This is a genomic window from Sorangium sp. So ce1504 (genome assembly GCF_051521635.1).
Classification (GTDB): Bacteria; Myxococcota_A; Polyangia; order Polyangiales; family Polyangiaceae; genus Sorangium; species Sorangium cellulosum_B.
In genome coordinates this window covers 3,360,029-3,373,814 of sequence record NZ_CP150365.1, presented here as the reverse complement: position 1 = coordinate 3,373,814, position 13,786 = coordinate 3,360,029, and the positions used below count along the sequence as shown (strand labels likewise).

Below are 13,786 nucleotides of genomic sequence, written 5' to 3'. Positions count from 1 at the left end.
GGTTCGCGTCGCCGGCGCGGCTGTAGACGATCACCTCGGCGCCCTCCGGGCTCCTCGCGGGCAGGACCACCTGCACGCGGCGCGTCCCCGCGTCGGGCAAGCGCAGGGGCGCCTGGATGACCAGGCTCGTCACCCGGACCCGCTCCCAGCCGAGGCGGGTGGCCGCCGCAGCGCGCACGATCTCGAGCAGCGCGGCGCCGGGAACGATCACCTCACCGAAGACCCGGTGGTCTGCCAGATACGGGAGCGTCGCGGCGCTCAAGGCCACCTCGAACACGGCTTCTGCGAACGCCGCAGGCGTGAGCGCGCCGAGGAGCGGGTGCCCGGTCGCGGCGCCGCCGCTACCCGCCGCGAGCGAGCGCGAGGTTTCGATCCAGTAGCGCCGCCGTTGCCATGGATAGGCCGGCAGCGCGACGACGCGCCCGCCCTCGGGATAGAGCCGTTCCCAGGACACGTGGGCGCCGTGCGCATACAGCGCCCCCAGCGCATGCAGGACACGCGTGCGCTCTTCCTTGCCTCGTTGCAGCGTCGCCACCGCGCGCCCCGCCTCCCCGCGCGCCGCGAGGCATTGCTCCACGTCGAGCGATAGAACCGGGTGCGGCCCCACCTCCACGAACACGCAATGCCCCTTGGCGAGCGACGCCGCCACGGCCTGCGCGAAGCGCACCGTCCCGCGGAGGTTCTGCCCCCAGTAGGAGACGTCGAGCTCCTGTCCCGAGATCTCCGCCCCTGTCACGGTGCTGAGCATCGGGATCGCCGCGCGCTTCGGCGCGAGCTCTCCGATGGCGTCCACGAACGCCGACCGCAGCGGATCCATCTGCGGGCTGTGAAATGCGTATTTGACGCGCAGCTCCCGGCACGCGACCCCCTGTGCCACGAGCCTCTGCGCCACGGCGTCGAGCGCGGCCGCGTCTCCGGAGAGGACCACCTGCCGGGGCGCATTGACCGCCGCGACGCCTACCCGCGGCTCGAGCCCCGCAATCGCCGCCTTCGCTTCGTCCTCGGCCAGGGAGACCGAGATCATTTTTCCCTGGCCTGTCGCGCGCTGCATGATCCGGGCACGCAGCGCCACGAGGCGCGCGGCCTCATCGAGGTCGAGGATCCCGGCGACATGGGCCGCGGCGATCTCGCCGACGCTGTGCCCGATCACCGCCTCCGGCACGAGCCCCCACGACCTGAGCAGCGCGGCCAGCGCCACCTCGATCGCGAACAGCGCCGGCTGCGCCACCTCCGTCTCGCCGAGCCGCGAGCGCTCCTCGGGCTCTCTCATCGCATCGATCACCGAGCCGCCCAGATGCGGCCGGAGCGCCTCGTCGCACGCCTCGAGCGCGCTCCGGAACACAGGCTCCTGCTCGAGGAGCTGGGTGCCCATGCCCGCCCATTGCGAGCCTTGCCCGGAGAAGACGAACACGACCTTCGGTGGCACCGGCGACGCCTTGCCCTCGACCACGCCCGAAGGACCGTCTCCGCGCGCGTATGCCGCGAGCGTCGCCGCCAGCTCGTCCTTGCTCCCGCCGGCCACGGCGAGCCGGTGCTCGTGATGGCTCCGCCGCGCGCTCGCCGTGTACGCGATGTCGCCGAGGCGCGCTTCCGACGCCGGCAGGAAGGTCGCATAGGTCGCCGCCAGCGCGCTCAGCGCCTCCGGGCTCTTGGCCGACAGCGGCAGCAGGTACGCCGTCGCCTCGTTCGCGGGCGCCTCTGCGGGCGCCTCGACCAGCGCTCGCCGCGGCGCTTCCTCGAGGAGGACGTGCGCGTTGGTCCCGCTGAAGCCGAACGAGCTGACCCCGGCGATCCTGGGTTTCCCGTTCGGCGGCCACGGGACCGGCTCCGAAGCCACCTGGAGCGGCAGCTCCGACCAGGCGATGTGCGGGTTCGGTGCGGTGAAGTGCAGGCTGCGCGGGATGCGCTCGTGCGAGAGCGCGAGCACCGCCTTGATCAGGCCCGCGACACCCGCGGCGCCCTCGGTGTGGCCGATATTCGTCTTGACCGAGCCGATCCACAGCGGCGCCCCGGCTGGGCGCCCCTCGCCAAGCACCGCGCCGAGCGCCTGCGCTTCGATCGGATCGCCCAGCGGCGTGCCCGTCCCATGCGTCTCCACGTACCCGACCGACGCCGGGCTCACCCCGGCCTGGGCGAGCGCCTGCCGGATCACCGCCTCCTGGGCGGGGCCGTTGGGCGCCGTCAGGCCCTGGCTGCGGCCGTCCTGGTTGACGGCCGAGCCCCGGATCACCGCCAGGATCGGATCGCCGTCCCGCTCCGCGTCCGACAGCCGCTTGAGCACCAGCACGCCGCAGCCCTCCCCGCGCACGTAGCCGTCCGCGTCCGCGGAGAACGCTCTGCAGCCCCCGGAGGGGGACATCGCGCGCATCCGGCTGAAGTAGACCGTCGGCTCCGGGGTCAGCACCAGGTTGACCCCACCGGCCAGGGCCGTCGTGCATTCGCCCGACCGCAGCGCCTGGCAGGCAAGGTGCACCGCCACCAGCGACGACGAGCACGCGGTGTCCACGGCCATGTTGGGCCCCTGCAGCCCGAGCCAGTACGACAGCCGCCCCACCGTCGCGCTGTGCGCCGAGCCCAGCAACGAGTACGGATCGAACCGCTCGGCGCCGCGGGCGAGCATCATGGCCTGATACTCGTTGCCGCAGATCCCGACATAGACGCCCGTACGGGTGCCCGCGAGCGCTTCGGCCGGGAGACCCGCGCGCTCGAGCGCTTCCCAGGTGGTCTCGAGCAGCAGCCGCTGCTGCGGGTCGATGCTCGCCGCCTCGCGCGGCGAGATGCCGAAGAAGGCGGGGTCGAAGCGGTCGACGTCCTCCAGGAACCCGCCCCAGCGGGTCACCATCTTGCCCGCCACCTCCGGATCCGGGTCGTAGTACGCGTCGATGTCCCAGCGCTCCCGCGGCACCTCGCGGACCGCGTCGACCTCCCCCTCGAGCAGCCGCCAGAAGCTCTCCAGGTCGTGCACCCCGCCCGGGAAACGGCAGCCGATGCCCACGATGGCGATCGGCTCCTCGCGTGGAGCAACGCGAGGCTGGACCGCGGCGAGCGGGGCTTTCTGCTCGCCGGGGAGCAGGGCCTCGTCGAGCAGGTAGCGCCGCAGCGCGGCGACGGTCGGCCGATCGAACAGCAGCGTGGCCGGCAGCGCCTTGCCGACCCGCGCCGAGAGCGCGTTGCGCAGCTCCAGCGCCATCAGCGAGTCGAGCCCCAGCTCCTGCAGCGGCCGGTCCGCCTCCAGATCGCTGGAAGAGGAGAGGGAGAGGACCCTGGCTGCCTCGCCCCGCACCATCGCATCCACCTCGGCGGCGCGCGCCTCGGGAGAGAGCGCCGCGAGCCGACTCCTCCAGGTCTCCTGGGTCGGGGCGGACGCGCGGACGGCTGCTTGCGTCGATCGCGGCTGCACCAGCGTTCGCCACACCGGAGGGACGTCGGCCCCGAGCGCCCTGCCCAGCGCCCGCAGGTCGAGCTCCAGCGCGCCGAGGTGCGCCTCGGGCCGCGACAGCGCGCGTCCCAGCAGCGACAGCCCTTGCGCCGGGGCGAGCGCGCCCACGCCCATGCGTGCAAAGCGCGCCCGCTGCACGTCGCTCAGCGTCTCGACCATGCCGCCGTCTGCCCACGGGCCCCAGCTCACGCTGTGCGCCGGCAGCCCCTCGGCCCGACGCCTCTGCGCCAGGCCGTCGAGGTACGCGTTGGCCGCCGCGTAGTTCGCCTGTCCCGCTGCGCCCAGCAGCGACGCGCTCGACGAGAACAGCACGAACAGCTCCAGCGGCACCGTCCGCGTCGCCTCGTGCAGGTTCCACGCCCCGCGCGCCTTCGGCGCGAACACCTTCGTGTACTGCGCCTCCGTCTGCTCCGACAGCACCCCGTCCTCGAGCACCCCCGCCGCGTGGATCACCCCCCGCAGCGGCAGCTCCGCCGGCACCGAGGACACCAGCGCCTGCACCGCGGCAGCGTCCGCCACGTCCGCCTGCACCACCGTCACCCGCGCCCCCGCCTCGCGCAGCGCCTCCACCGCCGCGCGCTGCGCTCCCTCCGGCGCCCGCCGACCCGCCAGCACCAGGTGCTGCACCACGTGCTCCTGCCAAAGCCAGCGCGCCACGTGCAGCCCCAGCGCGCCGAGACCACCGGTGATCAGCACCGTGCTCTGCGCCGCTATCAGCGCCGCCTTCGGCGCGGGCAACAGCACGATCTTGCCAGTGTGCCGCGCCTGCGCCATGAACCGCAGCGCCGCCTCCGCCTCCGTGACCGCGAAGGCGCGCACCGGCAGCGGGCGCAGCCACCCCGCGGCGAACCCTTCGCTCACCCGGCGGAACATCTGCTGGATCCGGTCGGGCTCCACCTCCAGCAGGTCGAACGCCCGGTACATGACGCCCGGATGGGCCGCTCCCACCGCCTCGGCCGAGCGGATGTCGGTCTTGCCCATCTCCAGGAAGCGACCGCCCGCCGACAGCAACGACAGGCTCGCGTCCACGAACTCGCCCGCCAGCGCGTTCAGCACCACGTCCACGCCGGCCGTCCTGTACGCGTCGGCGAACGCGAGCGTCCGCGAGCTCTCCACCCGCTCGACCCCCATCGCCCGCACCACGCCCCACTTCGACGGGCTTGCCGTGGCCAGCACCTCCGCCCCGAGCCACTGCGCCACCTGCACCGCCGCCATCCCTACGCCGCCGGCCGCCGCGTGCAGCAGCAGCCGCTCGCCGCGCTTGAGCCCCGCAAGCTCGTGCAGCGCGTACCACGCGGTCAGGAACACGATCGGCAACGCCGCCGCCTCGGCCGCAGACAGCCCGACCGGCTGCGGGCTCGCCAGCCGCGCGTCCACCGTCACGAACCGGCGGAACGCCCCCGGCGCGATCGCCATCACCGCATCGCCCACGGCCAGGTGTTGCACGCCCTCGCCGAGTGCCGTGACGACGCCGGCGCACTCGCCGCCCATCTCCGTGCCCTCGCTCGGATCCATGCCCAGGGCCCGGATGACGTCGCGGAAGTTGAGCCCCGAGGCCTTCACCTCGATCTCGATCTCGCCTGGCCCCGGCGCTCGCCGCTCGGCGGGCAGCAGACGCAGCTGATCGAGCAGCCCCTTCTGCGCGATCTCCAGCCGGTACGACGGCGCATCCGGAACCGACAGCCCCGAGCGCGCTGCGACCCGGCACAGCCGCGCCACGTGTCGCTGGCCCGTCCGCCAGGCGATCTCGCGCTCGTCGTCCGACTTGCCGAGTTCGTGCCACAGCGCCTCCGCGGCGTCGCCAGCCCCGGGCTCCAGATCCACCAGCGTGCAGCCGAGCTCCGGGCGCTCCAGCATCACCGAGCGGCCCAGCCCCCACAGCGACGCCGCCGCCGCCGCCACCGGCTCGCCTGGGCGCACCGCCTGCGCTGCCTCCGTCACCCAGAACAATCGCGGCGGCGCCTTGTCTTCGCGCCGCGACAGCGCCTGGACCACCGCGAGGGCCTCTAGGCTCGCCGCCTCGGCGCGCTCCGCCGTAGAGGCGCCCGCGCCGCCGCCCCACAGGCACACCACGCCCTGGAGCCGCTCCGGGCCCGCTCCGTCCAGCATCGCGGCGATCGCGCCTGCCTCTCTCGCGACCTCCGCCGTCGTGCAGTGCGCTCCCGCGGACCGCAGGCGCGCCTCGAGCGCCCGCGCGAGCGCCACGTCCTCCTCCGGTCCGCGCAGCAGGACCCACGCGCCCGACGGCCCTGTCTCATCGCCCGCGGGGCGCCTCTCCTGCCAGGTGATCGCATACAGGTCCTCGAGCGGCGCCGCCGTCATCGCACGCCGCAGCGCCGCCGCGTCGGCACGCTTGAACCGTACCCCGCTCAGCTCCGCCACCGCCGCGCCGCCCTCATCCAAGACCAGGACGTCGCCGGAGAGCACCTCCGCAGGGCCTTCGGCTGCGCCCGTCGCTCGCGCGTGGACCCAGGCCGACGTCACGCCTGGCTGCCGCACCACGAAGCCGCCGATCTCCCACGGCAGGTATGTCTCGCTCCCGAGCTTCGCTCCGAAGGCCGCCCCGAGCGCCTGCAACGCCGCGTCCAGCAGCGCCGGGTGGGCTCCGTAGGGCCCGGCGCCCTCGCCGGTCTGGGCGGGCAGGGCGACGCGCGCGACGACCTCGCCATGGCCACGCCACAGCGCTTCGAGCCCGCGAAACGTAGGGCCGTACGACAGGCCCATGCCCTCGAACGACCCGTACAGCTCCGCCACATCCACGCCCGTGCCACAGCGAGCGCGCGCCGCACCCAGATCCGCCGCGGCCACCGGCGCCTCGCCGGAGCCCACGCGCAGCCGTCCCACCGCGTGCTCGGTCCAACCCCCTTCCGGTCGCGACGACAGCGGCTGGCTGTACACAGCGACCGCGTGGCCCGCGTCCGTCGCTTCGGACACCACCACCTGCACGCGCACCCATCCCTGCTCCGGCAGCGACAGCGGCGCTCCCACCACCAGCCCCTCGACCCGCGACGACGTCCCAAGGCCCAGCGCCTCGCCCGCCGCGCGCGCGAGCTCCAGCAGCCCCGTCCCGGGAATCACCGCCTGCCCGAACACCCGGTGCTCCCCCAGGTACGGCACGGCCTCCATCCCGAGCGTCGCCTCGAACACCGCCTTCGCGCCCGCCACCGCGATCCGCGCGCCCAGCAGCGGGTGCCTGGTCGCGACACCACCACTCCCCGCTGCGGGCGAGCGCGCGGTTTCGATCCAGTACCGCTCGCGTTGCCAGGGATACGCCGGAAGCGCGACCACGCGCCCGCCCTCGGGGTACAGCCGGCCGAAGTCCACGGCGTGGCCGTGCACGTACAGCTTCGCGAGCGCCGAGAGCATGTTGCCGCGCCCCCCCTGATCGCGCCGGAGCGTGGGGACCGCGCGCCCCTCCGCGCCTCGTGCCGAGAGACACCGCTCCACGCTGAGCGACAGCACCGGGTGCGGCCCCACCTCCACGAAGGTCTGGTACCCATCGCCGAGCGCCGCCTCCACGGCCCGCGCGAAGCGCACCGGCTCGCGGACGTTCCTCGGCCAGTAGGTCGTATCGAGCGCGCCGCCCTCGATGAGCCCGCCCTCCACCGTGCTGTACATCGCGAGCGCGCCCGGGCGCGCCGCCAGCCCTCCGAGCTCGCGCGCAAGCTCGCCGGCCAGCGGCTCCATCTGCGGGCTATGGAACGCGTAGTCCACGCGCAGCATCCGGCCCTCCACGCCCTGCCGCTCGAGCCGCGCCAGCACCTCCGCCAGCGCCGCCGCCTCGCCCGACAGCACCACAGAGCCCGGATCGTTGACCGCCCCGATCGCCAGCCGATCCTCGTAGCCGCGAAGCGCCCGCGCCGCCTCCTCCTCGCGCAGCGCCACCGAGGCCATCTTCCCGAGCCCCGTCGCGCGCTGCATCACCCGCCCGCGGGTGCACACCAGACGCACCGCCTCCTCCAGCTCCAGCGCCCCCGAGATGTGCGCCGCCGCCACCTCCCCAACGCTGTGGCCGATCACCGCGTCCGGCACCACCCCCCACGACGCCCACAGCGCCGACAAGGCCACCTGCATCGCGAAGATCGCCGGCTGCGCCACCTCCGTCTCGCCCAGGCGGGAAGCCTCTTCCTCGGCCGTGAGCTCCGCGAGCAGCGAGAAGCCGGCATACCGCTGCACCAGCGGCTCGCACCCCTCGACCGCGGCGCGGAACGCCGGCTCCTCGGCCAGGAGCGCACGGCCCATCCCCGCCCATTGCGACCCCTGCCCGGAGAGCACGAACACCACCCTCGGCGGCACGCCCCGCGACGCTCGCCCTCGCACGACGCCCGCCGGCGCCTCGCCGCGCCCGAAGGCCTCGAGCGCCGCGCCGATCTCCGCCCGGGAACTCCCCACGACGGCCAGGCGGTGCTCCCGGTGGCCGCGACGTACGCTCGCTGTATATGCGATATCCCTCAGCGGAGACGCGTCGCCGCCTCCCTCCGCCGAGAGGAACCGCCCGTACGCCGCCGCCGCTGCCACGAGCGCCTCGGGGCCATGCGCCGAGACGGGGAACAGGACCGGCGCGTCGTCCGCGCGCGGCACGCTCCGGGCCGCCGGGGGCGGCGCCTCCTCGAGGACCACGTTCGCGTTCGTCCCGCTCAGCCCGAACGAGCTCACCGCGGCGATCCGCGGCGAGTCGGGCCACGGGGTCTCCTCCGAAGCCACCTTCACGGGGAGCTCGGCCCACGGGATATGCGGGTTGGACGCCGTGAAATGCAGCGACCTCGGGATGCGCGCGCGCTGCAGGGCCAGCACCGCCTTGATGACGCCCGCGACGCCGGCGGCGGCCTCGGTATGGCCGATGTTCGTCTTCACGGATCCGACGATCACGGGCCGCTCCGGCGCGCGTCCTTCGCCGAGCACGGCCCCGAGCGCCTGCACCTCGATGGGATCGCCGAGCTGGGTCCCTGTCCCGTGCGCCTCGACGTACCCCACGCCGGAGGGCGGGACCCCCGCCTGCGCCAGGGCCCGCCGGATCACCACCTCCTGCGCCGGGCCGCTCGGCGCCGTCGGTCCGTTGCTCCGCCCGTCCTGGTTGATCGCCGAGCCGCGCACGACGGCCAGGATGGGATCGCCCCGCCGCACCGCGTCCGACAGGCGCTCGAGCACCAGCACGCCGCACCCCTCGCTCCGGACGAAGCCGTCGGCGTCCGCCGAGAACGCCCGGCACCGGCCCGTCGGCGACAGCGCGCGGGTCTTGGTGAGACCCACGGTGTGCTCCGGGCTCAGGATCAGATTGACCCCGCCCGCGAGCGCCAGGGAGCACTCGCCGTTCCGGAGGGCCTGACACGCCAGGTGAATGGCCACGAGCGAGGACGAGCACGCGGTGTCCACAGGCATGTTCGGGCCCCTGAGACCGAGCCAGTACGAGAGCCGGCCCACGCTCATGCTGTGCGCCGTACCCAGCATCGTGAACGGGTCGAGGCCCTCCCGGCCGCCCCGCGCCAGCGTCTGGTAATCGTGGGTGCAGATCCCGAGGAAGACCCCCGTGTCGCTGCCCATCAGCGCCTCCGGCGGGAGGCCGGCGCGCTCGATCGCCTCCCAGCTCACCTCGAGGAACAGGCGCTGCTGCGGATCCAGCCCCGCCGCCTCGCGGGGCGAGATCTCGAAGAAGCTCGGGTCGAAGAGGTCCACCCCTTCGAGGAACCCGCCCCAGCGGCTCATCATCTTGCCGGGCGCGTCCGGATCGGGATCGTAATAGGCGTCGATGTCCCAGCGCTCGCGGGGCACCTCGCCGACCGCGTCCTCGCCCCGCTCGAGCAGCCGCCAGAAGCTCTCGGGATCGCGCACGCCGCCGGGGAAGCGGCAGCCGATGGCCACGACAGCGATCGGCTCGTCCCGGGGACGGGGCGCGGGCTCGATCGCGGGGCGTTCACCGTGAATCCCGGCCACTTGATCGCACAGGAACCGGGAGAGCGCCGCGACCGTCGGGTGATCGAAGACGACCGTCGCCGACAGCGGCCGGCCGATGCGCGCCGAGAGCCGGTTGCGCAGCTCGAGCGCCATGAGCGAGTCGAGCCCGAGCTCCCGCAGCGGGCGGTCGACGGGCGTGTCGCTGGCCGAGCCGAGCGAGAGCACCTTGGCCACGTCCCCCCGCACCGCCGCTTCCAGCTCCCTGCGCCGCGCCGAGGGCGAGAGCTCCGCGAGCCGCAGCGCTCCACCGAGCGCCGGCCGGGGGGCGACGAGCGCCCGCCAGAGGGGCGCCGGCGCGCCCGCCGGGGAGGCGCGCCGCGCCGCCTCGACATCGAGGGACAGCGGGCAGAGGTGCGCTTCCGGCCGCGCGAGCGCTCGCCCGAGGAGCGCGATCGCCTGCGCGGGCGGGAGCATGCCGAGCCCCTGCCGCGCGACACGCGCCCGCTGGAGGTCGTCCAGCCCCATGGCGAGCCCCACCTCACCCCACGGACCCCAGCTCAGGCTGTGCGCCGGCAGCCCCTCCGCGCGGCGCGCGTGCGCAAGGCCGTCCAGGAACGCATTCCCCGCCGCGTAGCTGCTCTGCCCCGCAGCTCCGAGCACCGAGGCGCCGGAGGAGAACAGGACGAAGAAGTCGAGCGGGACGTCACGCGTCGCCTGGTGCAGGTTCCAGGCGCCCCGCGCCTTCGGCGCGAGGACCTGCGCGTAACGCTCCGCGGTCTGCCTCGAGAGGACCCCATCGTCGAGGATAGCGGCCGCGTGGATCACCCCGCTCAGCGGCAGATCTGCGGGAACGAGCTGCAGCGCGGCCTCGACCTGAGACGCATCCGCGACGTCGACCTGCGCCAGGGTGACGCGCGCCCCCGCCGCGCGCAGCGCCTCGATGGCGGCGAGCTGGTCCCCCGCCGGCGCGCGGCGCCCGGCGAGGAGCAGGTGCTGCACCCCGTGCTCCTCGCGGAGCCACCGGGCGACGCGCAGGCCCAGCGCCCCGAGCCCGCCGGTGATCAGCACCGTGCTCTGCGCCGCGATCCGTGGTCCACCCGCGAGCTCGAGCCGCGGCCGCGCCTCGACGAGCCTCGCCGCGTAGCGCTTCCCCCCGCGCCAGGCGATCTGGTCCTCGTCGTCCGGGCGCCCGAGCTCGCGCAAGAGCGCGTCCACGGCGTCGCTCGCGGAAGGCTCCAGATCGACGAGCGTGCAGCCGAGCTCTGGCCGCTCCGCGATCACCGCTCGACCCAGCCCCCAGAGCGACGCCTCCGCCACCGCGACGGGCTCGCCGGCGCGCACCGCCTGCGCGCCCTCCGTCACCCAGAGCAGCCGCGGCGGCGCCGCGTCCTCGCGCCGGAAGATCTCGTGCACGAGCTGCAGCGCCGCGACGCTCGCGGCCTCGGCGCGCTCCGCCCCGGAGGTGCCGTCGTCGCCGCCCCACACGCACACGACCCCCTGGAGCCCGCCCGGGCCCGCGGCCTCCAGCGCCGCCCGGTAGGCCGCCGCGGGCGCGTCGAGCGCTCCCGGGATGCACCGCGCACCCGCCGGCGCGGAGCGCGACAGGAGCGCCCGCGCGAGCGCGGTGCCCCGGTGGAGCACCAGCCAGGATCCCGCGACGGGCGCGGGCTCGACCGGGCAGGGTTCTTCCTGCCAGACGATCTCGTAGAGCCGGCCTGAAGGGGCCGGCGCGGCCGCCGGCGCCGGCACGGCGGCGCTGCTTTGCTCCTCGTCGGCCCCGCTGCCAGCGTCCACCCAGTACCGCGTCCGCTGCCAGGCGTAGCTCGGCAGCAGCACGACGCGCCCCCCCTCCGGGCGGAGCTTCTTCCACGCCATGGCGTACCCGCGCGCATACAGCGCCCCGGCCGCGCGCAGGAGACACCGGCGCTCGTCGGAGTCCCGCTGGAGCGACGCGATCGCCGCGCCGTCCCGGTTGCCATGGAGCAGGATCTCCTCGACCGACGGCACGAGGAGAGGGTGAGGGCTCATTTCCAGGAAGATCTGGTGCCCGCCCTCCAGCAGGTCGCCGATCGCGCGGCCGAACAGCACCGGCTTGCGCAGGTTGTCGGCCCAGTACGCCGCGGTGAGCTCTCCGCCGCGCAGCCATTCCCCCGTCACCGTCGAGCGCATCGGGGTACCGACCGGAGCCGGCGCCACGTCGCGCAGGGCGGCCACGAGCTCCTCACGGAGCGGATCCATCTGCGGGCTGTGCGACGCGACGTCCACCTTCACCCGCCGGCAGAAGACCTTCTTCCGCTCCAGCCTGGCGAGGAGCTCGTCCATCGCCGCCGGCTCGCCCGCGATCACCGTCGAGCGAGGGCCGTTGCTCACGGCGATGCTCAGCCGATCCTCGTAGCCGCGGAGCTCGGCCTCGGCCTCGGGCACGGGCAGCTCGCACAGCGCCATCACCCCTCGCCCGCTCACCCTCCGCAGGAGGCGGCTGCGGCGGCAGATGATCGCCGCCGCGTCGCGGAGCGACAGGGCGCCCGCCACGTGGGCCGCGGCCACCTCGCCCATGCTGTGGCCCACCACGGCGTCGGGCTCGACGCCCCACGCCCGCCACAGCGCCGCGAGCGCCACCTCGATCGCGAACAGCGCCGGCTGCACCACGTCGATCGCCCCGAGCCGCGCTGCGCTGTCCTCGGCATGGAGCGCCTCGATCACCGAGAAGCCGGCCTCGCGGCGGATCGCCTGGTCGCACGCCTCGAGCGCCCGCCGGAACGCCGGCTCCTCGGCGAAGAGCTGCCTGCCCATGCCCGCCCATTGCGAGCCCTGCCCGGGGAAGACGAACACCACCTTCGGCGGCGCCTGCGGCGCCTTTCCGACGGCCACGCCCGCGGTGTCCTCGCCCCGCGCGAACGCCTCGAGCGCCGCCGCCATCTCCTCGCGGCTCGCGCCGACCACCGCGAGCCGGTGCTCGTGATGGCGGCGCCGGAGGCTGGCCGTGAACACGATGTCTTCGAGGCTGCCCGCGTCGCTGTCTGACAGGAACGGCACGTACGCCCCGGCCAGCGCTGAGAGCGATTCGGGGCTCTTCGCGGACAGCGGCAAGAGCAGGAGCTTCGCCTCCGCGGACGGCGCCGGGGCGGCGACCGGGGGCGCCTCCTCCAGCACGACATGGGCGTTCGTCCCTCCGATCCCGAACGAGCTCACCCCGGCCCGCCGCGGCGTCTCGCCGGCGTCCCAGTCCTTGAGCGCCGTGTTGACGTAGAATGGGCTGCGCTCGAAATCGATCAGCGGGTTCGGCGACGCGACGTGCAGGCTGGGCGGCAGCTTCCGGTGCCGGAGCGCGAGGACGGCCTTGATCAGGCTGGCGATGCCCGCCGCCGACTCGAGGTGCCCCATGTTGCTCTTGATCGAGCCCACGGCACAGAACTGCCGCTCCTCGGTGTCGGCGCGGAACGCCCGGGTAAGCGCCGAGATCTCGATGGGATCCCCGATGGCCGTGCCCGTCCCGTGCGCCTCGACGTACCCGATGCTCCGCGCCTCGACCCCCGCGACGGCCAGCGCCTCGGTGATCACGTGGGCCTGGCCGATCTCGCTCGGCGCAGTGAAGCCCACCTTCGCCGCCCCGTCGTTGTTGACGGCCGATCCGCGGACGATCGCGTGGATGAAATCCCCGTCCTCGATCGCGTCCGCGAGGCGCTTCAAGAGGACGACACCGGAGCCGCTGCCGGGGTGGGTTCCCTGCGCCCCCGCGTCGAAGGCCCGGCAATGACCGTCGGGCGTGAAGATGAACCCCTCCTCGTACAGATACCCCACGCGGTGCGGGATCCGCACCGTCACCCCGCCCGCGAGCGCCATATCGCACTCGCGGGCGAGGAGGCTCGCGCAAGCCATGTGCACCGCCACAAGGGACGTCGAGCAGGCGGTCTGGATGCTGACGCTCGGCCCACGAAGGTCGAGCTTGTGCGCGACGCGGGTCGCCAGGTAATCCTTGTCGTTGCCGACGAGCGTCAGGAAGCCGGCGGCCCCTTTCGTCGTGATCGCGCGGCCCGACAGGAGCTCACGGAGCAGGTAGGTGCTCACGCTGGCCCCGGCGAAGACACCGATGGATCCCTCGTAGGCGTGAGGGTCGTATCCGGCGCTCTCGATCGCCTCCCACGCATTCTCCAGGAAGATGCGGTGCTGCGGATCCGTGAGCTCGGCCTCGCGCCTGCTGATGCCGAAGAACGAAGCGTCGAACTCGTCGACGCCCTTGAGGACGGCCCCTGCCCGGACATAGCCCGGGGTGGCGAGAAGCGCGGGATCGACCCCGGAGGCGAGCAGCTCCTCCTCGGAGAAGAACGTGACGGACTCGACGCCATCGCGCAGGTTCCGCCAGAGCTCGCCGACGTCGCGCGCGCCGGGGAATCTGCCCGCCATTCCGATGATCGCGATTGCTCCCTCGAGGGCATCGCTGTCCATTTTCTTCAT

General features: G+C 74.1%; 1 protein-coding gene (only partly in view). It reads right to left on the bottom strand.

The genetic code is table 11. The annotated features are described in order from the left end of the window. Nucleotides 1–13,786, bottom strand: the 5' portion of a protein-coding gene (locus tag WMF39_RS13015; protein ID WP_437745842.1) for an SDR family NAD(P)-dependent oxidoreductase. 7,838 nt of this gene lie to the left of the window's left edge; the window shows 13,786 of its 21,624 coding nt (coding positions 1–13,786); it begins with the start codon at nucleotides 13,784–13,786; the stop codon falls past the left edge of the window.